Annotated in this window: 18 protein-coding genes; 16 read left to right on the plus strand and 2 right to left on the minus strand. The window is 52.0% G+C overall.

Translation table 11 applies throughout. From position 1 onward, the window contains the following. The first annotated feature begins 303 nt into the window (after positions 1-303). Positions 304-891 (plus strand): type 1 glutamine amidotransferase family protein, encoded by a 588-nt coding sequence (locus ACYVIY_RS04515; protein WP_460975089.1) that lies wholly within the window; start codon positions 304-306, stop codon positions 889-891. 271 nt (positions 892-1162) lie between these two features. Here the strand turns inward: ACYVIY_RS04515 and ACYVIY_RS04520 are convergent, their stop codons facing one another. Together ACYVIY_RS04520 and ACYVIY_RS04525 are read right to left on the minus strand one after the other, a co-directional pair. After that, positions 1163-3523: a gliding motility-associated C-terminal domain-containing protein gene (locus ACYVIY_RS04520; RefSeq protein ID WP_460975090.1), complete on the minus strand. Its 2361-nt coding sequence runs from the start codon at positions 3521-3523 to the stop codon at positions 1163-1165. 506 nt (positions 3524-4029) lie between these two features. After that, complete coding sequence (locus tag ACYVIY_RS04525; RefSeq protein WP_460975091.1) at positions 4030-5523, minus strand: S41 family peptidase; 1494 nt, start codon at positions 5521-5523, stop codon at positions 4030-4032. A 626-nt stretch (positions 5524-6149) separates the two neighbouring features. Between ACYVIY_RS04525 and ACYVIY_RS04530 the strand changes: the two genes are divergently transcribed. From ACYVIY_RS04530 to ACYVIY_RS04600, 15 genes are all read left to right on the plus strand, one after another. Beyond that, positions 6150-6497 (plus strand): LytTR family DNA-binding domain-containing protein, encoded by a 348-nt coding sequence (locus ACYVIY_RS04530; RefSeq protein WP_460975092.1) that lies wholly within the window; start codon positions 6150-6152, stop codon positions 6495-6497. Positions 6498-6826: 329 nt separating this feature from the next. Beyond that, positions 6827-7723: a glycosyltransferase gene (locus tag ACYVIY_RS04535; RefSeq protein ID WP_460975093.1), complete on the plus strand. Its 897-nt coding sequence runs from the start codon at positions 6827-6829 to the stop codon at positions 7721-7723. 122 nt (positions 7724-7845) lie between these two features. Further along, a complete protein-coding gene (locus ACYVIY_RS04540; protein WP_460975094.1) occupies positions 7846-9306 on the plus strand; it encodes a right-handed parallel beta-helix repeat-containing protein in 1461 nt (486 codons plus the stop codon). Positions 9307-10288: 982 nt separating this feature from the next. Next, positions 10289-11092, plus strand: coding sequence for a polysaccharide biosynthesis/export family protein (locus ACYVIY_RS04545; RefSeq protein WP_460975095.1), 804 nt, complete (start codon positions 10289-10291; stop codon positions 11090-11092). Positions 11093-11125: 33 nt separating this feature from the next. Then, a complete protein-coding gene (locus ACYVIY_RS04550) occupies positions 11126-13423 on the plus strand; it encodes a GumC family protein (RefSeq protein WP_460975096.1) in 2298 nt (765 codons plus the stop codon). Positions 13424-13498: 75 nt separating this feature from the next. Beyond that, positions 13499-14176 (plus strand): sugar transferase, encoded by a 678-nt coding sequence (locus tag ACYVIY_RS04555; RefSeq protein WP_460975097.1) that lies wholly within the window; start codon positions 13499-13501, stop codon positions 14174-14176. Positions 14177-14205: 29 nt separating this feature from the next. Beyond that, positions 14206-14979 (plus strand): WecB/TagA/CpsF family glycosyltransferase, encoded by a 774-nt coding sequence (locus tag ACYVIY_RS04560; RefSeq protein WP_460975098.1) that lies wholly within the window; start codon positions 14206-14208, stop codon positions 14977-14979. Positions 14980-15044: 65 nt separating this feature from the next. Continuing rightward, a complete protein-coding gene (locus ACYVIY_RS04565; RefSeq protein WP_460975099.1) occupies positions 15045-16403 on the plus strand; it encodes a flippase in 1359 nt (452 codons plus the stop codon). A gap of 71 nt (positions 16404-16474) precedes the next feature. Further along, positions 16475-17665, plus strand: coding sequence for a glycosyltransferase family 4 protein (locus ACYVIY_RS04570; RefSeq protein WP_460975100.1), 1191 nt, complete (start codon positions 16475-16477; stop codon positions 17663-17665). Next, positions 17599-18921, plus strand: a complete 1323-nt coding sequence (locus ACYVIY_RS04575) for an O-antigen ligase family protein (RefSeq protein ID WP_460975101.1) — start codon at positions 17599-17601, stop codon at positions 18919-18921. The genes ACYVIY_RS04570 and ACYVIY_RS04575 overlap by 67 nt, the downstream gene beginning before the upstream one ends. Then, positions 18918-19802 carry a glycosyltransferase family 2 protein gene (locus ACYVIY_RS04580; protein ID WP_460975102.1) on the plus strand — a complete coding sequence of 295 codons (885 nt, stop codon included), beginning with the start codon at positions 18918-18920 and terminating at the stop codon, positions 19800-19802. Before ACYVIY_RS04575 ends, ACYVIY_RS04580 begins: the two co-directional genes overlap by 4 nt. A 3-nt stretch (positions 19803-19805) precedes the next feature. Continuing rightward, entirely contained in the window at positions 19806-21080 is a 1275-nt protein-coding gene (locus ACYVIY_RS04585) for a glycosyltransferase family 4 protein (protein WP_460975103.1), read from the plus strand. Between the two features lie 10 nt (positions 21081-21090). After that, positions 21091-22275 (plus strand): glycosyltransferase family 4 protein, encoded by a 1185-nt coding sequence (locus ACYVIY_RS04590; RefSeq protein WP_460975104.1) that lies wholly within the window; start codon positions 21091-21093, stop codon positions 22273-22275. 180 nt (positions 22276-22455) lie between these two features. Beyond that, positions 22456-23373, plus strand: a complete 918-nt coding sequence (locus tag ACYVIY_RS04595) for a glycosyltransferase family 2 protein (protein WP_460975105.1) — start codon at positions 22456-22458, stop codon at positions 23371-23373. Between the two features lie 101 nt (positions 23374-23474). After that, on the plus strand, positions 23475-24617 hold the full coding sequence (locus tag ACYVIY_RS04600) for an acyltransferase family protein (protein ID WP_460975106.1): 1143 nt from the start codon (positions 23475-23477) through the stop codon (positions 24615-24617). Positions 24618-24696 lie beyond the last annotated feature (79 nt).

Consider the following 24696-nt stretch of genomic DNA (forward strand, 5'->3'; position numbering starts at 1 on the left):
GTGGACCGGGCTGGCAGATAAGAGAGTTCGCGGCTGACTGTGTTAAGAAATCGTTCTCAACACATGCAGCTAGTTAACAGCCGCTTAACCGAATAAAACATGAACGGGTTGATACGTATCTAGAAGGGTAACCGATAAGATGGTTTACGAATTAACTGACCTACTGTAGACGCTGAGAGACAGATAGATGAGCAGGGTGTTTTGCGCTAATTTTTTGTTTAAGAATTACGTTACGATAACCCGTTTGTACGGTTATCTTTATTCATACATTAACGTAACGTTTCAGCATACAACAGCACAATTGTGAAAGATACCGTTCATCTATTCATTTTTGACGGCTACGCAGATTGGGAACCTGCTTACGCTATTGTCGGCCTGGCAAAGTTCAGCCCCTATCGAGTGAAAACCTTTGGGATTGATAAACAGCCTGTTTACTCAATGGGCGGCCTTTATGTACAGCCTGATCTGACTATTCAGGAGGTAGATATAAACAGGAGTGCTTTGTTAATTCTGCCGGGAGGGTACAATGTATGGGAACAAGGGGGGAATCAGGAAGTAGTACCCCTAGTCGAACAATTCATCCAACAGCGAACGCCGGTAGCTGCCATCTGTGCGGCTACAACCATGATGGCCCGTCAAGGCTTCCTGAAAGGAATCAAGCACACTAGCAATGCAAAAGAGTACCTAAGTGGAGTAGTGCCAAACTATTTAGGAGCTGACTTATACCAGGAGGCACTAAGCGTTACGGATCAGCATATTATTACGGCCAATGGGACCGCAGCTCCTGAATTTGCGGACAAAATTTTTGATGAGTTACGATTGACGGGTGAGCCCAGGCTGGAAGAGTGGTTTCAGTATTTTCGGTTGCGCTTGCACAATGGCTTTGCTTAAATTGTTGCTGTAGCTCAAATCGTGGTTGTTAACTGCCAAACGTATCATATTTGTGCCATTTCCACTCCCTAGGCATGGGATATAAATTGATATCAACGTCTCAATTGACATCTGCAGCAGCTACTATTTGTTGGCAAACCTACTCACATTCAGGCCGTTCGTAAGTTATCTACTAAAAATTTCGTGGATTAGCAATAGGATGAGCTTATGAAAATTTGAGACGTGTCGACTTAATGGATCAAACGACTTGATCCTAGTTCGCTGTTGATCGTCAACGTATTAGCAGTACACTTCCTTTGAGTACGGGCCGATCGGCGGTGGTACGTAGCGTATAGGCGTATAGTCCGGCGGGTAACAAAGTTCCGCCCTGGGTGCCATCGAAAGGCTTGTCGTAGCCTTTCTGGGACAAGTAAACAACTTCACCCCACCGATTGAAGACCGTTACAACGGCATCGGGGAAGGCTTCTATGCCAGGAAGCTCCCACACATCGTTCAGTCCATCATTATTTGGAGAAAAGGCGTCGGGTGCCCATACGCGTTCGTATACGGTGATGTGAATAGTATCGGTGGCCTGACAGCCAGATGAATTGCTAACCGAGAGCGTATACGTAATATCACCCCCGATCGACTCTACCGACGGACTGGCGGCTGTAGGGTCGGACAGATACGTAGTAGGTGTCCACGAAAAGGTGTTAGGCTCGCCGGTGAGGCCTGGCGTCAGCGCAAACGTATTGCCCGTATAGGTGGTGAGGTCTTCCAGCGCGATGGTCGGGATCGGAGCAATAACGGCCGTACGCGTTGCCACTACGCCGGGGCATTCGGGAGCGGGTTTGGCGGTATAAGTGAGTTGATGGACGCCAACACCCGCCTGTTTCGGGCTGAACTCGCTGCCGGTAACGCCCGCCCCTGAGAATTCGCCCCCGGTTGGGGTTGCCTGGAGCAGATACACCGGATTGTCGGGTCCACAAACGGGCGGAATCGAGTCGAAGCGAACCGTGATGGGCGGAATCTGAACCACCGAAAAAGGCGTCGATACGCCGGTGCATCCGTATAAATCCGTAGCCGTTACGACGTAGTCCCCGGCCGCTGTTACGTTGTTGAGCGCACTCGCAACAGCGATTGACTGCCCGTCTTTCTGCCAGCTATATTGCGTACCGCCACCGGCTGTTAGGGGCAGCGTACCCTGCGGGCAAAGTCGGTTCTGGCCAGTAGCCGACTGAATCGTCGCCAATACGGGCGCTGATCGTTCGATGAACAGGCTATCGGTTTGAAACACGCAGCCCAGGGTTTTATCGGTCAACGTTGCCCAATAGCGGCCTGCCTGCGTTATGTTGAGTGAATCGGCACTCTGGCCACCCATCAATTGGTCGTTGCGCTGCCATTGGTAACTGACGTTTGTGCTGCCTTTCACGGCCAGCCGAACCGAGCCCGTCGTAGCGCATAAATGCCCCGCTGACGTTAGTCGAGCGGCACTGCCCACAACGTTCACGGAAAAAATTTTAGAATTGCCCGTCTTGCTACAGGTGGTCTTGAAGGAAACAACCAGCGAGTAGTCGCCCGACTCACGAACGGCCAGGGTTGGATTGGTAGCACCCGGTAGGTTAATGCTATTACGACGCCATTGATAACTCCAGTTCGGGTTCGGTATGGCTTCCAGGATCACCGAATCGCCCTGGCAGAGGGTAGTGGCCCGTAACGTGGTGGGCCGGCCTTTGATCTGGACCGTTGGATCAGGCGTTGTGCTGGGTGGACATTCAATGACCAGTAACTGAAAGTCGCGCCGAACCTCGCCAATTTTTACGCCGTTGCGGTACTCTTCTACGTTCACCGCGAAAATATAAAGACCCAGTTGCGTGGCTGTCACCGTCAATTGCCCGGTCTGCGCATCGACCGCCAGGGTTGGATTGCCGGGAATGGCGATAGTCGCATTAAAACCAGCGAGCCATCTAATGTCGGGGTAGGGGGCGGGAGATACGGCGTTTATATCCCGGCTATTGCCTTTTTGGTCGAGCGGGGTTACCAAGGAGTACCGTAATTCGTCGCCGTCGGGATCGGTTGCCCCGAAGGGATACGAGAAGGGCTCGCCGAGGCAAACGTATTCGCCATTGATTGGACCAAAGCGAGGGGATGAGTTTTCAAATAATCGCCCGTTCTGGAGGAGCGCCGGGAATTCAAGATAAAACGTAAAACCCGTCTGGCTGGGACTACTGACATTGTTGATACCCCCGTTGCGATTGCGGGTCTGGTAGGAGATGTAGTACCCCTGCGGATCGTCGTAGGCCGTCGGGTCGAGCTGAATATCGGCCTCGAACGTAGCGACAATAAATTTGAGGTTCCGTTGTTCGGCGCAGTACTCATTCGCGTAGATGATGGGTTGGCGCTGGCCGGTCTCCTGGAGTAGATAACTGCGCATCAACGTATTGTCGCGTTTGCGAAAAATACCAAATTGACCGCCCCGCTGGTTATCGGCTCGCGGTCCACTCTCCATATAATTAGTGACAATAATCCGGTAATGACCTGGTCTGTCGCCAACGGCCCGCATTTCAATTTGCCCGCCTACGTGGTGGGTTGCTTGCGCACGGACAGAAATTGCCAACATTCCAATCAGGAATAGCCTGGTAAAAACGCGCATAGGCTAATACGATTACTGCTGTTAGAAGTTTCTACAAATCAATTTTATCGTTGCGTGGCTTGGTATAAAATCGTGTGCTGGGTGGGTAATCTAAACAGGACTTAAGCGCTGCTAATTCGCTTTGCTTAGCTAATACGGGTAAAGAGCTTTCTTCGTTGCGTCGCTTTTAAAGATACTACCATATTACTTAACTATGGTAAGTAAGCCGCTTAAATTTAGGCAGTTGCGCCGAGGGTTTGAACTGGAGTTCCAAAAATGAGGTATCAGTACGTTGTTAAGCGACAATACCGCAATCTGTGACTTCGTGCCAACGCTGATACAATTCTTACCAGCTTCCAGTGGGGGGCTCGGCGGAGGTGTCGTGAACGCCTGCAAAAACAGGGCAATGTGTTCAAATCAATTTGAGTAATATCGTTTAACAGATTGGCAGCCCACAACTCTCCTGATCATGTACCGGAGAGTTGTGGGCTGCGCGTTTTTGGTTATGAGGAGGGTATTGGTAATGCTTACAGGTGAAACGAGGTAAGGACTTTAACCATACGGCCACCACCCGCTTTCCGCTGGATCGAGGAGCCTAAAGCTGTTAGTGGGTTGCTGTTGGCTACACCTTGCCGCCCTACGGGGTTGCTGCCGGTGATCTGACCGATAGCCGTACCCAGCAAGGCTTCTCGGGTGTCGCCGAGGGGTAACAAATCGATAGGCTCTTCCACTTCAATGGTTGGGGTAAAACCCGTCGCGTAGTCCGACTGGCCGGCGCTATTGTACGATCTGAACACAATGGGCTGCATACCCCAGTTGATTTTGCCGGTCTCATCCGTGATCGTGATCGACCCTACGTTCTTGCCGTACGTGGTGGTGCCAATGGTTACTACGTTCATGTATGGGCGCAAACCGTTGATGATCAACTCGCTGGCTGAGGCAGTATGATCGGTGGTCAGCACGAACACCCGCGACAGGTTCGCACCGATATTCTGCGATTTGTCGACGAAGTTCTGGATGAAAAAGTTATTGCCGTATTCCTGGCGCAGGGCGGGGGTAATCGTCGCGTTCCATTCCTCGCGGAAATAGAGTTTACTGGAACTAATACCTTTACCGATCAGGCTGGCCAGGTTCGCCGATGACGACGTATAGCCGCCGGGATTGTAGCGCAGATCGAGGACCAGTTCATTGACGCCCTTGGCTTTAAAATCGCTGAAGATGGCATCCAGCCGCGCGTCATATTCGTTGGCCTGGCTGCCGTTCGCGCCCGGTACAAACTGATTATACACCAGGTAACCAATTGTTTTGCCGCCAATGGTATACATCGAGTCGAGGAACACCGGATTTTCCTGGAAGACCGTTGCTGTTACGCTGCGGGTCTGGTCGGTGTCAACGATGGATTGACCTCTGGGAGTGGCCAGCCCGAACGTAAAGTTGGTAAGGCCCGAATACAGGAGATTCTCTACGTTCGTACGGGTGAGCGCCTGACCATTCACCTTCGAGATGATGTCGCCCCGTTTAATACCGGCTTTCTGGGCGGGCGAACCCGGCAATACGTAAAGGACCTGCGCGATGACGTCGTCGGAGCCCGACGAGCGGAGGTACAAATCATATTCCATACCCGTGGTAGTCGTTTGGCCACTTAAACTGGCTTCCAGCTCCTGACCACTTTCTTCAATCCACGAAAACCGGTCGCCGTTCGGATTGGTCGTCGCGTCATACTTATTCAGGATAGACTCGAAGAAGTCGCCTGGCTTCAGCGTTTTGTCAGGATTGGCTGGAATCTTATCGTTCCAATAATAGAGGTCCTTCATATTGGACAGAATCCAGTCGTTCACCGTCTGGTTTTCGTTGGTTTCCGTTGCCGAATTTGGCTGGGGGGCCACTACGTCGGCATCTTTCTTACAGGCTGATAGCGATACGATGAACCCTGCCAGCAGCAATCCTGTCAACGAGTTCTTCCCCAGTCGTCGCTGACGAGAGAAGCCCCGAAGAGCATCGTTCATAACGTGTTTTTCCATGTTAATCTAGATGATAAGGCGGTTTGTTGATCCGCCTATACTTGTTACGTATTTATGAGGCTGAATGTTGCAGATTGGCCTCTATATTATCTTGATTTAATAGGCATTTAATGGGCTTGTCGGCGACACTTTTCCTGAGTTGATCCCATCGACAAAAAGAGGACGTAAAAGCAGAAAAATACCTGATTTGACTGGGGCAAAAAAAAGGTTACGTCCGGGTACTTGTAATCCCCTATAATAAGAGAAGAACGGTCTGTTCGCAACCACTTCGGTACAGGAGACAACCTTTGAAAGAGATTGTCTGATTTTGGCGTTCGTTCCAGGGCATAAGCGATTTTACGGACAGGGCTGTTGGTCTGGATAAAATCAACCAAATAGAAGTATTCTTAGAAATAGCAAAAAGAATTCTATAGCCGTTTTATAGGTTTCGTAGGCCATTGAATAAGTAACCAAGCTCTATAATTAGCTGATAAGGCGTATATGACTCAGAATGGCCGTTTACTGTCTAACCGGTTTATACACAAGTTACCAGAACAAATAACATTTAAAATAATGCATTGTAGATTCAGGTATTATATCGTACCAAGAGCATACGACCAGTCCAACTACATCCTATGATTATTCCGATGAGTACTATTAATCTGCCGGGGCACCGTTACCCAGTTCCTATCGACTCGGTCGTGTGGCTGGAGGGGGACGCGAACTATACGCGGGTGCACTATCAGGATGGCTCTTTTTCGCTGGTTTCGCAGCCCTTGCAGTGGTTCGAAACCCAGTTGAATTTCATTCGGGTGCATAAGTCGGCCATTATAAATCCTTTATACATCCGTGAGTTCCGGCAGAAAAAGAGCCGGGCGGGTTGGGTGCAGTTGCAGAATGGCCTGATCTTACCCGTATCCCGCAGTCGACTGGAACAAACCGCTACTCAGTTAAACCTGACCAATAATTCCTATCGTTTGAGTGCCGATCTGTAAAATGAGTCCTACGTCTGTTAATTATCTGGCTATAGCTGCTTCTGAAATCTACGGGGTATTGATCCAGGTTCTCTAAGGTTACACATAGTATCGATCAATTCTTTCTTTATTATATACTAATTCTACAGACATAAGCTAGAATTGTAAGAAAATGATTTGTTCGTGTGCCGGTTGTCCGTACGTTTAACGGCCTTCACAAGCCGCACGAACCCTAACCGGCTGAATAGCTCGTTTGCATTTGCGCAGCAAAACGAGAGTTTGTCTGAGCGCAGCTCTTGCCCATTCATTCGATCAAGGGCCTGCATAACGCCCTGCATAATCACTCAACTATGAACGCACCTGTTATCCTCTTTGCTTTCAAACGTCCGAACGAACTGAAAGCTACCCTCGACGCCTTACGGGCAAATCACCTGGCACCCGAAAGCGACCTGTACGTTTTTGTCGACGCCCCCAAACGTCCCGAAGATGCCCCCAAGGTCGCGGAGGTACACAAGTTACTCGACGACTTCAGCGGGTTTAGAACCATTCACCGGACGTATGCCAAATCGAACATTGGGTGCGCCGACTCCATTATCCGGGGGATATCGTCTGTATTGGAGCAGCATCCGGCGGCCATTATTGTAGAGGACGATTTGATTACCGCGCCGAATTTTCTGGATTACATGAACCAGTGTCTGCGGACGTATGCGTCGAATCAGAAGGTATACTCCATTGCGGGGTACACGTTTCCGTTTGAGCGCCCGGCCGGTTACACGTACGACGCTTATTTCGTACCCCGGCATAGTCCGTGGGGCTGGGCGACCTGGGCCGACCGCTGGCAGGCCATCGACTGGACGATTTCCGACTACGAACGGTTCCGGGCGGATAGTCGGCGGCAGAAAGCTTTCATGCAGGGCGGCTCCGATCTGTACGGGATGCTGCGGAAGCAGATGGAAGGAAAAATTGACGCCTGGGATATTCGATTCTGTTACAACCGCTTTAACGCCAATGCTCTGACAATTTATCCCGCCGTATCGAAAGTGCAGAACATTGGCTTCGGTGCCGAAGCCACGCACACCAACATTTTCAACCGCTACCGAACCCAACTCGATAGCGGACTGACGCGCGAATTTCAGTTGCCCAGCATCGTAGAAACCACCGACTATTACCACCAGCAAACGTTACGGCGCTATAGCGTTCCTACCCGAATCTACAATAAGTTGAAAACGTATGCTGGTCTACGTTAATCATTAACTCCCGATTGCAGGCTAATTCGGGCAGTCGGGAGGAACATCAGCTTACCTCGGACCTCGGTTCAGGGCTATCCACGTACAAACTAGTTTTCAAACCTGAATTGATTCGCATAGCTATGAACGATTCCATCTTGCTTAGAACAGGCGCGTTATTGTTTTTTTTAGTCTTTACTACGTACTGTAAGTCGACCGATGATCCGGTACCGGAGATGATTGTGCAGCGGGAAGATGCAATGAGCATCTCCCAGGCCCGGCAGTTCGCTACGTCGTCTATTCCGACGAGTATCCGCATTACCGACCCCGGTCTGGAAGGGGTGTTCCGGCTCGATACCAGCGACCGCCAGACGGCCGACAACATGGGAACTGTTCTGGTAACTGGCAACGGGAAACGCTACAAACGAGAGTATACCGGTCCGGCCCTACTGACCTGGTTCGGGGCAACGCCCACAAGCCCGGATATTGGTCCCCGGCTGCAGGCTGCGGTAGATGCTGTCAACAGCATTCTGATTCCTGCTGGAACCTACACGCAACTGACGCCCGTTCGGCTGCGGAGTGGATTAACCATTAAAGGGGAAGCGAATACGGTGATTACCCTCGGCGATTCGCACGTATCGCTTCAGTCGTTATCGAGCGCCAGCGACACCACTTCGCTGCGTAACGTCATCATCGACGGACTGAGCTGGAACGTAACAACAGCCAAAAACAGCCAGTACGGCGTCATTTCGATTGACGGGCCAACGGTCGCAAACCTGACCGTTCAAAATTGCAAAAGTGCCGACCAGACCGCTGCCAGTACAAACTGGTTCACGCTGAATATTGCCGCTGGTAAATCGGCCAGCAGTGTGGTGATTAAAGGCAATGTGGTTCAGGCTAAACGCACTGGCTGCGAGATTCTTAATCACGACAACGGCGATAAATATACCGCGACCAGCATCCTGGTTGAAGATAACACCTTCTCGGATTGTGGCCGCTCGGGTATTTCCTTGTCCGGCACCATGGACGGCTTAACAGTTAATCGCAATACGCTGAAAAATTGCGCTGAGTACGGCGTAGAAATCGCGGATGCAGCCCGGAACGTAAAGATGACTAACAATACATTTGAAGGCAAATTCGACAAGTTTATTGCCGGAACCGACGGCGACAAACGGAGTCCGGTGGTTGGCGGGATGCTGATTTCGGGCAATACAACGGTTGGGCGCGTAACGGGCGGGGTTCAATTGTTCAACGGCGGCCAGATTATGTTCACAAAAAACAACCTCAGCATGACGGGAATGCTGGAGATCGCACACGCCACGCAGGGAGGCACGTTCTCGGAAAACACAATTGACGGCCTTACCAACAAGGCCATCATCTGCGATAATTCCCCAAACAATACGTTCTCGAACAACACGATCTCGAACAAAGAGAGTTTGGAAAATCAGGCTACGTTTATGGCCTATGGTAGCCAGGCGACGAACAACGTACTTACCAGCAATCGAATTATCAAAGGGCGGGGAGGGAAGTACTACGAGGCCGTGTTGGGTGGCAGTATTCCGGCCAGCCAGAATGTTGATGAAGCCGGAAACCCGCTTCCCTGATTCACGGACGTAAGCAGCAAGGACTTACAGTTTATAGAAACACGGTACGTAGCGCCGGTAGATGATGATTTTCCTGTCATTATCTACCGGCGCTACGTGTATGTAGGGGGATGGTGTTCCGGTTTTCAATACTGGACCGGTCAGGCAGCTAAGTTATTGCTCTATGCGTGGTGGATAATTGCGTTACGATACTGCTGGTGTACATACCAGGAAGGCTGTATACTTAAGTCATTTCTACGTATTCTACTAGCCTAGCCTGGTTACCCTTGTACTTGACTGCAAGTGTGATTACTACGTCATTTTATGGGATAATGCACTGATAGAGCTATTCATGTAGACTACCTTTCAATAAACAATTTATAAATTTAGTCCTATGGTTTATGGGAAATAGCTAAGATTTTTGGCGAAAAATGCGTTATTATTAGTCCTGTATACTACGATTTATTCATTGATTAATTGGACATAACTGAGCTTACTACTTTAAGTTGATTTGTACAAAGCCCGCTAAAAATTGAACTATTTGCATTACCTATTTAACACATAGAGTAATTGTATGAGTTGGTATTTGTTGGGATTGGTAAAATTTATATCCGTAAAATACCAAAGATTAGTTGTCTATTGTTGATGTTGATTAAATAATAAGTTTACATATATTTAATTATGTAAACTTAAAAGTAAAATAAGTTAAGAGCGATTTCTGGGCCTGCTAAAACCCCAATTGTACAAGGGGAGGCTAAATACATACCTTTCATAGTTGATTTTCTGGTAGGAGTGGCTTGTAAGCACATACCTCGTCCGGCAGAAACACCCGTCCGTAACGACTTCATAAATCACCATCTGACGTTAAGACGCCGTTTGGCTAAAAGAGTAACCAACCGTCAGTCTGTTGTCACGTTCAACCGAAAATTGATAATCTATCTGGCTCCATGATAAAACGTGGACCTCGATGCTGGCAGCAAGAAGCAAGAATACAGTACGCAAAATGATAACTAACAAAACAAGTGAACGCCTGAAGTTCGGGTTAATGCTGGGGGCAATCGTGGTTTGGGCTGCGTCGCTGGAAAGCTGTACGTCGGCAAAGCGGCTGGCGTATTTCCAGGGGGGAGCAGTCGGCGATGATACCCTGGCAATACCCGAACCCTTTATTCCTACTATTAAAAAAGGTGACGTTTTATCGGTTCAGGTCAGCAGTTTAAATCCCGAAGCGTCGGTGTTTTTCAACCCGGTTTCGATGACGGATAACAGTACAGTTGCCAACCAGAACAATCCGCTTGCCCGAACCTCGGGGTATCTGGTCGCCAATGACGGAACCATTAAAGTACCGCTGATTGGTCAGGTGAACGTGCTGGACATGACCACCGCACAAGCCGGTGATTTTATCAGCAGTAAACTCAAAACCTACCTGAAAGAACCCACCGTTACGGTACGTAATCTGAACTTCAGAATTTCCGTACTAGGCGAAGTCTCACGTCCGGCTCTGTTCACGATTCCCAATGAGCGGATAACTATTCCGGAAGCGCTGGGACTAGCGGGGGATCTGACCGTGTACGGCCGTCGCGACAACGTCCTGGTGATTCGGGAAGAAGGGGGCAAGCGCATCTTTAGCCGCATTGACCTCACGCGCCGGGACGCCTTTCGGTCGCCTTATTACGCACTTCATCCTAACGATATAATTTATGTGGAACCTGGTAAAGCACGGGCTACGAGTGTCGATCGAGCGTATCAGTTTGCGCCGATTGTTACCGGAATTCTCTCGCTGGTTGCCATCATCGTAACTCGTCGATAAACATCTCAACTCTCAACGTTATCCTTAATTGATATGGCTGCAAAATCTGCCTCATCTTACGTTCCCTATCAGGTTATCGAGCCGGGTACGCCTACCGTAAAGGCACATGTCGTGCCTTATCTGCAAAAGTGGCCGTGGTACGTGCTTTGTCTGGTGCTGTCGCTGGCGGGCGCTTATGTGTATCTGCTGTACAAACAGCCCATCTACCGGATTCAGGCCAGCCTGATGCTCCAGGATGAGAAGAAGGGTACTGGGCAAACCAACCCGCTGAAGGAACTGGAAGTTTATACGCCCAAGAAAATGGTTGAGAACGAACTTGAAGTGCTTCGTTCGTCGACGCTGATGAAGCGGGTGGTTCGGAACCTTCACCTGGAAACGCGCTATTTCCAGCAGACCGAATACGGCAAGCGGGAAATCTACACGGAATCGCCGGTTATTCTGCTTATTGAAGAAGCCAACCGGGAGCTGTACAAAAAGCCGCTCGAACTCACGTTTGTGAACAGCCAGACCGTGCGGATCAACGGCACCGCGTATCCGCTCAACAAAAGCATCCACACGCCCTACGGCAAGTTACGGGTCCTGACACGCAAAGAAGTTGATGCAAAATCGGAGCCGCTGTTTGTGCAGGCGATGCCCGAGTCGGCAGCGGTGGGTACGTACCTGGGCAATCTGAAAGCCGAGCCCACCAGCAAAACCTCGACCGTCGTACACCTGACCCTTGATGATGCCGTACCCGAAAAAGGCGAAGCTATCCTGAACAGCCTGATCAACGAGTACAACCAGGCCGCTATTCTGGACAAGAATAAAGTAGCTGCCAATACGCTGCGGTTCATTGAAGACCGGCTGCGCATGGTGTCTGGTGAATTAGCTTCAGTTGAGCGAAACGTAGAAAGTTATAAGTCGAGCCAGGGTATTACGAACCTGGGCGAACAGGCGCAGGCTTTCCTGCAAACGACGCAGCAGAACGACGCCCAGCTCAACCAGGTGACGATTCAACTGGCCGTTCTGGACGATTTGCAGCGGTTCATTACCGACCAGTCCGATAAGCGTGGCAGCACACCAGCTACCGTCGGACTTAATGATCCGGGCTTATTGAGCCAGATCGACAAACTGTCGCAACTGGAACTGCAGCGCGACCAACTAGCGCAGACAACCTCGGAAGAAAACCCGCTGCTTCAATCGCTGGACAAGCAAATCCGGGCGACGAAGAGCAACATCGGACTGAATATCAAGACGATGAAGTCGATGCTCACCAGTTCGCAGAAACACTATACGGCGCAGAACGAGAAGCTGGAAGGCATTATCCGGACCATTCCGCGGCAGGAGCGGTCGCTGATGGATATTACCCGTCAGCAATCGATCAAAAACAACCTGTATACGTATCTGCTTCAGAAGCGCGAAGAAATGGCGGTAACCTTCGCAGCGGCCATCTCGGATAGTCGCACGATTGATGCGGCTCAGAGCAGCATCGCTCCCGTAAAACCGGTGGGCGTGGTGATTTATGCCTTGTTCGCCTTGGTAGGTCTACTGATTCCGACCGGTGTTATAGCGGGCAAAGGGGCGTTGAATACGCGGGTTATGCGTCGCCATGATGTAGAAGAAGTAACGCAGGTGCCTATTCTGGGGGAGGTGATGAACAAACGGAAGCGAGATGTCCTGGTGGTGGCTCCGCAGAGTCGTTCGGTCATTGCCGAGCAAATCCGTACCATCCGCACCAACCTGCATACGGGGCTGATCGATGGTGAGCAGAGTCAGGTAGTGCTGTTTACGTCGAGTATCAGCGGAGAAGGCAAGTCATTCCTGGCGCAGAATCTGGGCGCCAGTCTGGCGCTGTTACGTCAGCCGACGGTCATTCTGGAAATGGATCTGCGCATGCCGAAGCTGCACCAGGCTTTTAACGTCGACAATTCGGTTGGGCTGAGCGATTACCTGAACGATGAAGCTACGTTAAGCGACATACTTAAGCCGATTCCGGGGCAGCCCAACTATTTTCTGATTCCAAGCGGACCCTTGCCCGAAAACCCATCCGAACTGCTAAGTGGGTCCAACGTGAAAAATCTGATTCGGACCTTACGCCAGCAATTCCGGTACATCATCATCGATGCCCCGCCGGTTGGGATTGTAACCGATGCGCAGGTCGTTGCTCCGCTGGCCGACTCGACCTTATTTGTGGTTCGGCATGGCGTTACACCCAAAAACTGCCTCAAGATGCTGGATACCCTGCACCGGGAACAGCGCTTCCAGAATCTGAACATCATTCTGAACGCCGTGGGAGGAAGTGATGCGTATCACTTCAATACTAGCTACAAAAACAGCTACTCGTACAAATAACCGCTCACGTAATGAGGCTGGGTCGTGTCGTCGTCAGCAATGCCGTACGGCTCCCCACCCATAACTGGTAATCCAATGCAAGTATCTACTAACAATGAAACGGTTCAGTTTTACCTGAGCCATGAGACCCAGGCGCGTCCGTTTGCGGCTAAGCGTGGCGTCTTGGATTGGCGGAAGCGAGCGTTCGATCTGGCGGTGTCTGGTTTAGTGACGGTCACTGTTTTGGTATGGCTTATCCCAATACTGGGTCTACTGATCGTAGCAAGCTCGCCAGGTCCAATCCTGTTTGTTCAGCTTCGTACAGGCCGCAACGGCCGGCCGTTCCGGTGCCTGAAGTTTCGCACGATGACGTACGACCGCAACGCCGAGTTTCGGCAAGCAGTCAAAAACGATCTGCGCGTGACGCGCATCGGCCGGTTTCTCCGAAAAACGAATCTCGACGAAATGCCTCAGTTTCTGAACGTCCTGACGGGGCACATGAGCGTTGTGGGCCCGCGTCCGCATCCGCTTCCGCTCGATGCGCAGCACTGGCACACCTTGCCTGGCTACAAAGAGCGGTACATGGTCAAGCCGGGCATTACGGGACTGGCGCAGGCGCGCGGAGCCAGGGGCGAAACGGGCGAAGTCTACAAGATGGTGCAGCGTGTTCGCTATGATCACCTGTACATCCGTCGGCAGTCGACGCGGCTCGATGCCACCATCTGCTGGTGGACGGTCAAGGCCGCGCTAAATGGCAACAAAAACGCCTGGTAATCTTCTCAACGACTCATAAACTCAACGCCATGACTAAAGTATTGCAAGTCGAACTATTCGATCAGGGGCTGGATGCCGCCGTTCAGGATATCATCAGGCAGTGTGCATTGCCCGTTGCGCAGCAAAGCAAATGCATCAGCGCTACCGATGCCCACGGGCTGGTGACAGCTACCCGGAATCCGGAATTTAAGCAGTTACTGGATTCTTTTTACTGGGTGTTGCCGGATGGTATGCCCAGCGTCTGGCTCGGTCGCCTGAAGGGCGCTAAAGCCATGACCCGCTGCTACGGTCCCGATCTGTTCAAGCAGGTATTTCAGGCCAGCGCCCAAACCGGTATCAAGCATTTTTTATGCGGAGGGAATGAAGGCGTCGCTGATCAGTTGAAAATCGCCGTAGGTCAAAAATTTGGTAACTACCAGGTTGTCGGTACGTACTGCCCGCCGTTTCGGGAGCTGTCGGACGAAGAGGTGAAGACCCTCGCCGATCAAATCAACCGCTCTGGTGCCGACATCGTTTGGCTGGGGCTCGGCTCTCCGAAGCAGGAACGGTTTGCCCGTCGGCTGGCGAAATGGACAAAGACGCACTTCATCATTACGGTAGGGGCCGCCTTCGATTTCCATACTGACCGCGTGGCGCAGGCTCCGGCCTGGATGCAGAACCTGTCGCTGGAGTGGTGCTTCCGACTGATGGTGGAGCCCCGGCGACTGTACAAACGGTACCTGAAGGTCGTGCCGCTGTTCATTCTGTTCAATCTGAAAGAAGCGCTGTTGCCCGTTCGGCACTCGGCGCAGGCCCGGGCTTAAACCCACAGTGGGCTACAGACCGACATGATACCAGCTGGGAGACAATCTTAACACGACGAATTTACATGGTCAGCAAAAATACTCTTTCGGGCCCATCGCCGATTTTATCCCGGTCGGTGATGAAGCGGTTCGCCATCAACGTTGCCTCCCTATTCAGCGTCCACGTAGCCAATATGCTCTTGCCGCTGCTTACGGTGCCCTACGTGGTGCGGATCATTGGACCCGAACGATTGGGGCTGCTTAACTTTTCGCAGGCCTATATTGCGTATTTCACCTTACTGATCAACTACGGATTCGATACCGCAGCGGTACGTATCATTGCGGCCAATCGGGACGACAAACAACTGGTGAACAACGTATTCAGCGAAGTTGTCGCGGGTAAAGCGTTACTGTGGGTGGTGTCGACGCTGCTGTTCAGTGGACTGTCGTTTGCTATTCCGGAGTTTCGGGCCAACCTGTGGCTGCATATCTGTACATACATCAGTTGCATTGGCGTCGTGCTGTTTCCGGTTTGGCTGTACCAGGCGATGGAGGATCTGGGGCGGGTGGCGGTTTTCAACACGGTCGTTAAAGTCCTCTTTACGCTGACGGTGTTCGTCGTCATCCGCCAGCCTGAAGATTACGTCTACCAAAATCTGTCGCTCAGTATAGCGCAGGTGTTGGTGAGCGTCGTCGCGTTCGTTGTGGCTATCCGGCGCTTTTCGCTGACGTTTAGCTGGCCGAGCGCTGGGCAACTGATCACTCGATTCCGGGATGACAGTACGTTGTTCTTTACCTCGGTCGTGGCAACGGTATATGCCGGGTCGAACATCTTTTTGCTGGGCTTATTTTCGACGGCCTATAGCGTCGGCATTTTCGCGGCCGGGACCCGAATTGCTGGTATTGTGCAGGCGTTTGTTTCGCTGGCCATTAACCAGGCTTTTTTTCCAATTGTCGCCAATGCGTTCGGTCAGAGTCGGGAGCAGGGCCTGAAGATCGTGCGGACCATCTTTTTTCCGGTCGTTTTTGGCATGACCATCGTCTCAGTCGGTCTGTGGATTATCGCCCCCTACTTCATTGCGCTTTTCTACGGAGATAAGTTTCAGGAAGCGGTTCTGGTGCTACGCATTGTATCGCTTTTGCCCATCACGCTGGGGCTCAATAATCTGCTGGGTGTGCACACCATGCTAAGCCTGCGCATGGACAAAGCGTTTTTCCGGATTTCGGCGGTGGCTTCGGTGCTAAGTCTGCTGCTCAATATGCTGCTGATTCACAAGCTCGGCCATGTGGGCGTTGCCTGCTCCTGGATTATTACCGAAGTCTACGTCATCATCGCCTTTTACGTATACCTGCGTTCGAAAGGCATAGACGTAATAAAACGAGACAGTTTACGGGAGGCCGTAGCCTTCAGCAAGGAGTGGTTCTCGATGCTGATCAATCGATAGAATACACAGGGACTACGTAACGAAACCGCATCACGGACGTAACACCTGACAACTAATACGAGACTAAGACCATGAAAATTCTGATTGCAACCTTTCTGGTACCTACATCGCCCTCCGGGGTCGTCACTGCCTACAAAGCGCTGGCGAATGACCTGGTGAGCGAGGGGCAGGATGTGCATGTCGTCGACTCCTCCGATACGCCTGCACTCTGGCGGAAAGTACTGGGTGTGCTGAAACGGATCATGCGTCCACTAGGCGGAGCCGCTTCGGTCGCTTACGACGAGTTCGCTTACTTCACGGGCTTATATCTGGCTATACGGAAGCGCCAATCCATTGGGTTTGATTTGATTCACGCGCAGGACGTTCGGTCTGGGGTGGCTGCTTACCTGGCTCTGGGTCGGAACGTACCCGTGGTGCTGACCTGCCATTACAATGGCGATCCGGTTACCGAGTTAGTCACCCATTTTAACCTGAAACCGTGGTTTACGCGGCAACTGACGGCCTGGTATACGTATCTGTTTGCGCACATCAAGCATTACGTGTTTCCATCGAATTATTCCTACGTAAAGTCGAAGCACCTGCTGCCGGACTCTATCCATAAGCTGGTTCTGTACAATACGATCAACCAGAAAATGCTAAGCGGCCTGAAAAGTCGCCAGGCTTCTGATCGACTGCTGATCACCAACGTAGGGTACATTGATGAGCGGAAAAATCAAAAGCTGTTGATTCAGATTGGTCACGAACTGCGCAAACGGGGCATTGTCAACTTTGCCATCTGGCTGATTGGGGACGGACCTAAACGGGCCGAATACGAGCGGCTGGTTGAGGAGTATGAGTTAACAGAACAAGTCAAATTCTATGGTCGTCAGGCGGCTCCCTGGCAGTTAGTTGCGCAGTCGGATCTGTACGTCCATACGGCGCTGAACGACAACTGCCCGTATTCAATCGTCGAGGCTATGGCGGTTAAAACGCCCGTGCTGGCCCTGCCGGTGGGCGGAATCCCCGAAATGCTGCCCGAGCGGTATGGTCCGCTGCAGGGAACGGATGTAAGTGATATTACCAGTGAGGTTATTGGCTATTTCGATCCGGAAAAACGCACGAGCCTGGTGAGGGCACAATCCGTCCATGCCGATCGGCTATTTAATCACCGCAAAGCACTTGATCAGCTGATGTCTTTTTATCAACACGCCTTACAATGTACTACCGAACCGGCGGCAGCCTACCAGAGCCAGCCAACCGGCGAGGTACTCAACCCGTTATGATAGCCTGGATCTACCGCATACTCCTGTTTGTTCTGCTGTTTGGCATCAGCCCGATCGCCTTTGGGGGAAACCAGACCCACGCTCTGCTCGACAAAGTCGTCAATCTGGCGGCCCTGGTCGGCATGCCCGCGCTGGTGCTGTGTTACTTCCGGTTCCCCGGCTTATACAAAGTGGTGAGCTGGCTGCTGCTGCTGGGCGTCATTCTGCTGGTGCTGGAGTCGAAATACGAATACAATCAATACGTCTATTCGTATTTCGTGATCAAGCGCTTCGTGTATTGCGGACTGGCCATGAGCGCGTTTTTCGTAGCCGCCCGCGCCGAGCCGTTCAAACTGAAGTACATCGTATACCTCATTTTCGCGTTCTACTTCATCAATCAGATTGTTCTAGGCAATATTTTCAGCTACAACCTGACGTCGGAGAGTCGCACAACCAGCGCGTTCGAAGCCCTGTACCTGGTTATTCCGTTTCTGTATTACCTAGTTAATTACCTCAAAGCGCACAAGATCGTCGACCTGTTGATTGGGTTGGCCACCTTTGGGTTCATCGTGCTTCTGCTGCACCGGTCGGTCATTACGGCGGCTGTTGGAGCGGCTGGTATTGTGGTCGGTCTGTCGATGGTCGGTAAGCTTTCGTCGACGAGCCTGCCGATTGGCCGCACCCTCCTTACGTTGACGGTACTCGCTCTAATCATTGCGCCGACGTTTAGTCTGTTGCCCCAACGGAAAATGGAGGCTTTTCTGGAAAATATTGGCGGTATTGTGTCGCCGAAAGAAGACGAAACGGGCAGTTGGCGCTATGAGCAATCCCAGTTTTACCTCAGCCTGATTCCCGACCGGCCCGTACTGGGCTGGCGCTACGCGGGCTACGATCGGGGCGAAATCATGGAGAACGAAGATTTTCCGGAGAAAGGCACCATCATCCATTCGCAATACATCGACATGCTCTATAACTACGGAGCCGTTGGTCTGGGCATCAATCTCCTGATCATTCTGGGTACGCTCATCACGATCTATCGCCGAAACCAGACCTTAACAACTGAACAAGTGGTGCTGTTCGGCTTCATCACCAGCGGCCTTGTGTTCGCCATTTCCTACCAACTGCCTCCGTTTTTCTGGGGCTTCGTTGGGCTGGGTATGTATTACGGGCTTAATCCACAGGCCAATCAGGTGGAGCCGGTCGAGACTGAGGACGCCGACGAACTTATCTATTCACTAGAGCCCGATGGGCTGTATAAACACCAAGCTGAGGTATGATTACTATTGTTATTCCGGTTCACAATCGGTTAGCGTTTACCCGTCAGTGTCTGGCGTGTCTGTCAGCGCAGACGTACCGTAATTTTCAGATTATTATAGTCGACGACGGCTCTACCGACGGTACTGACGCCATGATTCGGGCCGAGTTTCCCGAGGTTATTGTCCTGAAAGGCGACGGGAATTTGTGGTGGACAGAAGCCACCAACTGGGGTGTTCGGTACGCGCTCGAACGGCAGGACTATCAGCAGGAGAACTTCGTGCTGACCTTAAATGACGACACGCGGGTTGAGCCCGATTATCTGCAAACTATGCTGGATGCCTATCAGCAGCACCAGCCTTGTCTGGTTGGATCGGTGAGCGTGAACAGCGACGAACCCACCAAGCTGGAGTATGCCGGTACCTCGCACGAACTCTATACCGCCAGCGGGAAGCACTTAGCCGCAGCCTACAACTTCAGCTATCCGGAACTTCTTCGGCAAGCGGATTACGTCGAGTCTGATTCGCTGCCCGGCCGCGGAACGCTGATTCCATTACGTGTATTTGAGGAGGTGGGTCTGTTCGATTCCAAGAATTATATCCACTACATGGCTGACATTGAGTTTTCGGTGCGAGCCTATAAAGCTGGGTATCGTCTGATCGTCAATGCGCGGAGTCTGGTGTACGAATACATCACCGCCACCGGAATTCAGGTAGAGCGGAAAATCACGCTAAAAGAGTTTATTAGGGGCTTTACGTCGGTAAAATCGCCGACGAACCTGCGGGTTCGCTACAACTTCGCCATTGCGCACTCGAAAACGAAAATCGTTTATTTCTTCTTTGATGTCGCTCGCATTTGCGCTGGCTTTATGCTGCGTAAGGCCCGGCTGATGAAACCCCTTTAGGCTATGAAAAAAGTCTTGCTGTCGGCTTACGCCTGCATACCCAACCACGGTTCTGAGCAACGTACCGGATGGACGTTCGCGACTACGCTGAGCCAGAACGGGCTTGACGTGCATTGCCTGACCCTCATCGACGGCAAAGAAGCCATTGAGTCGATGCTGGAAACCGGATACTTCCCGAACCTGACTGTTCATTACGTAACCGTGCCCAACTGGGTCGACCGCTTCTGCCTCAAAGGGCTGATCGGTATGTATTTTCACTACCTCTACTGGCAGTGGAAAGCGTATCAGGCAGCCCGTCAGCTCGACCAGACCCATCGCTTCGATCTGGTTCACCATGTTACGTACGGCAGTATTCAGCTCGGCAGTTTCATGTACAAGCTGGGCAAACCCTTCATCTTCGGACCCGTTGGGGGCGGGCAGAAGGCACCAAAAGTGCTGAAACGCTATTTCGGAACGCACTGGACGCGGGAGTGGATGCGCGACTGGGTGAGTATTCTGTTACAATACACAAATCCGGGATTCTATAAGGCCGTCAGCACGGCCGATCGAGTGGTCGTAACGAATAACGATACGTATAAGCTGGCGCGTCGTCTTCGCCCTACGCTGCCCATTGACCGGATTTGGGATGCTGGGCTGGGAGCCTCTTTTCTGCCGCCACACCCCATTGATCACCCCGCTGGCGAGACGCTAAAACTCTTATGGGTAGGGCGTTTGCTGCCGCGTAAGGCATTGGAACTAACCATTCAGGCGCTGGGTAAGGTTGATCGTCGCATTCCGGTAACGTTGACGGTTGTCGGCGGACAAGGCGAAATGGCCGAACACGTGCCGCACTACATCGAACGCTACCAGGTTGCTGATCGCGTGAATTGGGTAGGTCACGTCACCTTCCAGGAAATCAAAGCTTTCTACGAACAGTCCGACGTCTTTTTCTTTACCAGCCTCCGCGATTCCTGCCCGCACCAGTTACTCGAAGCCATGGCGTATTCGCTGCCGGTCGTGACGCTGGACTTGCACGGACAGGCGGAACTGGTATCCGAACAAACCGGCATCAAAGTGCCCGTAGCGGAAGAAGAGCGGGTTGTCGCCGATCTGGCTAAAGCGATCGAGTGGATGTACGCGCATCCCGAGGAACGGCAAACCATGGGGAAAGCGGGCTACACCTTCGCTAAAACTCTGGTGTGGGACACAAAAATCAAAACATTCGTCGATGAGCTATACCCGGCGGTAGTACCTGAACTGCACAACGAAGTCACCGTTACCGAGTCCGTCAACACCTAACCTAGACACAATGTATATTGGTGTATTAGCTTCAATTGCCACCGACGATCTGCTGCCGGGCCTGACCCAGCAACTGGACGGACGCTGCCCTAAAGGCCGGGGCGGAGCACCCCTGATCAGTAACCTGATCAAGGAATACGTTGCCCGTGGGCATCGGGTGCTGGCCATCACTATGGATGACGAGTTAGCCGATGACGAGCCGCCATTTGTGCACCAGGAGGAGCTATTGACGTACGTTGTAGTGCCCTGTCGCAAACACACCTTTCGGTTTAATGGCAAACGGCCCGGTCGCACCGCTGATTTTTACCAGTTCGAGCGGAAGCGGATTCTGGCCCTTCTGCAACATTATAAGCCCGATGTAGTACACGCCCACTGGACCTACGAGTTTGCCGTAGCCGCTCTGGCCTATAGTCCGAACGCCCTGATCACAGTGCACGATAACGCACTGACGATCCTGAAATATGTGCGGACCCTGAACCGGCTGTTCCTGACGATTATGGCGCATTACGTATTCAGGAAAGGGCGTCGGTTTACGGCCGTTTCGCCCTACATGGCGGAGTCAATCGGCGACTGGGCTTCCCAGCGGGCGTTGGTCGTACCCAATCCAGTGGAGATACCCGAGCAGTCGAGTGTGCGGTCGTTATCGGCCCGGCCCATCATTACGACCGTCGTTAATGGCTGGGACGACCGCAAGAACTGCATCAATGCGCTGCTGGCGTTCAAGCGGATTCAGCAAGTACATCCCGAGGCCGTTCTGTGGGGCATCGGAACCGCTTTTGTCCCCGACGGAGAAGCGGTCGCGTTTTGCGAGAAGCACCAGATCGAAAACGTTATTTTTTACGGCACCATGCCGCACGCGGACGTACTGCAAAAAATTGCCCAGAGTACCGTATTGCTCCACACGTCGCTGGAAGAGTCGTTCGGTATGGTTCTGGTTGAGGCCATGAGTTACGGCGTGCCCGTGGTGGCGGGCAAATACAGTGGTGCCGTGCCCTGGGTGGTGCAGGATGCTGGTTTGCTAGTGGACGTAACAAAGGTGGATGACATCGTGGAGGCTACCCACCGGCTGCTGGCCAGTCCGGAGCTTTACGAACAGCTCTCTGAAAAGTCGATTCAATTCGTTGCTGAACGGTTCCCGATCCAGGTCGTAGCTGATCAGTACCTTGAACTTTACCAGGCGCAGAACGCAGCCTGATTGATGATAACCGGTATCGCTGGGCAACCTAATTCAGAAGCCAGCGCGGTACGGCCAACCACCATCGACTGCCTTTGGGGGAGGTGCCCAACCGCATCTGAACCGACCCGAAGGGGGTAATGCCTGCGAAGGCACCGGCGAAATACAACTACTCAAACAACCTGATATCAACGTTAACGAATGAACACGAAAGAAACCGTAGCCGCTGTAGTCGTTACGTATAACCGGCTTGCCGATTTAAAACTGTGCCTCGACAGTCTACAGCGACAGACGCACAAGCTGGATGGCATTGTCGTTGTCAACAATGGCAGCACCGACGGAACGGACGCGTGGCTGGCTCAACAGCCCAATTTAACGGTGGTAACGCAGGCGAATCTGGGTGGGGCGGGAGGCTTCGCAACGGGTATCGACACGGCCGCGCAAGCTGGTTATGACTGGTTATGGTGCATGGACGACGACTGTCTGGCTACGCCCACTGCTCTTGAGGAATTAATGAACTCGCCGAATATAGGCCCCTGCATCAAAAACTCGGTATCCGTCAGCAACAAGGACAGCGACGAACTGGCGTTTTACGTCGATCGGCCGAACCGTCAGTACCGGAAGGTGGCCGACATGACTTCGGTCGATCTGGTGTATGGCGTAGCTTCCTTCTTCAACGGTACGCTCATCAGCTCGGAAGTGGTCAAACACATTGGCATACCTGACAAGAAGCTGTTTATCTGGGGCGATGAGGTTGAATATATGACGCGGGCTCAGAAAATGCATTATCCCGTCGTGACAGTACCCCGGTCGGTGTTTTATCATCCGCCTTCCTTCGATCGAAATGGTATTCCGTGGCCGGGAGCGTGGAAACAATACTACGCTGTACGCAACCAGCGCCGGGTTTTTCAAAACATACATGGGAGCAAATACGGGGTATTCGTATTTCTGCGCTGGTCCGTACGCGCTACGTTGGAACAGATCATTGCCCGGCGAAAAAATCGGTTCTACAACTTTCTGATATACAGCGAGGCTTCGCTCGATAGTCTGTTCAACAACTTCCGGAAACGGCCGGAGAGCATTTACACGGTGCGGCTGTATAAGCTGCTGAATAAGTAAGCACGGCAGTCCCGTGCTGGGAATAAGTTCGTCTGTTCCTGACAAGTACCGAGGCCGAAAGACGGGTAAGGTAACTCCACCTTCATTATTACGCTACAGGTATGGAAGCCGTTATCGAAACACCACAAACCCAGAAATCGAACCGGCGCCATGATCTGGATTGGCTTCGGGTGATCGCGTTCGGGTTACTGATTCTGTTTCACGCGGGCCTTTTCTTTAGCCATTGGGACTGGTTCATCAAGAACAACGTAGTCAGTTACTCGATCAATTACCCGCTGATGTTCCTGATACAGTGGCGTATGCCGCTGCTGTTCATGATCTCCGGAGCGGGCGTGTACTGGTCGCTGGGCAAACGCTCGGCCGAAACCTTCGTGGGTGACCGAACCAGTCGGCTTCTGCTTCCGCTGGTGTTTGGCGTCTTGGTCCTGGTGCCCCCGCAGATCTACGTCGAGCGGCTGACGGAGGGCAATACGTATTCGTACGCTCAGTTCTACCAACAGATGCTGACGTTTGACCTCTATCCGGAAGGAAATTTTGGCTGGCATCACCTGTGGTACCTGGGCTACATTTTTGCCTATTCGCTGATCGGCTTACCAATCTGGCTCCAGCTCCGAAAGCCGTCGGGCAGACGGTTAACCGCTCAGTGGGCGCATTTTTTCAATAATCCGTTCTGGCTGATCGGCATACCGGTCGGCTGGTTTCTGCTGGGAGAGATGTTGAACCTGCCGGAAAACGAGCGGGGGTTTGTAAACGACTGGAAGACCCACTTTCGGTATTTTAGCTTCTTCGTGTTTGGTTATATTCTGTGCAGCCAGCCCCTGTATTGGGGCACACTGAGCCGATACCGGCGGTTGTTGCTGGGGGGTGCGGCTGTGTCGCTGGCGGTGTTGCTGGTCTTCTATTGGGCGAACTGGCATGAACTGACAGGTGCCGAAGTGGTTGTTTACGCGGCTATTCGGGTTACGAACTACTGGTGCTGGCTATTGACTTTCTTCGGATACGCCTACCAGTATTTGAATTTCACTAACCGGTTCCTGCGCTATGCCAATCAGGCGGTTTATCCATTCTACATCCTTCACCAGACCATTTTGCTGGTTGTCGGCTACTACCTGGCTCCGCTTGCCTGGCCGTGGCAGGTGAAATTTATGGTCATGGTTACCCTGACGTTCGGCGGCTGCTGGGCGATTTACCATTTTCTGATTCGCCCATTTCGATTCGTTCGCCCGTTTTTCGGCGTGAAGTAAAGCTGTTCTGTCCCGAGTAAAGGTGATTAACCGGTTGCCCATTACCATACAAGGCCACCAACTCTGCAATGCCCCTTTT

The sequence above is a fragment of the Spirosoma knui genome, assembly GCF_054780635.1.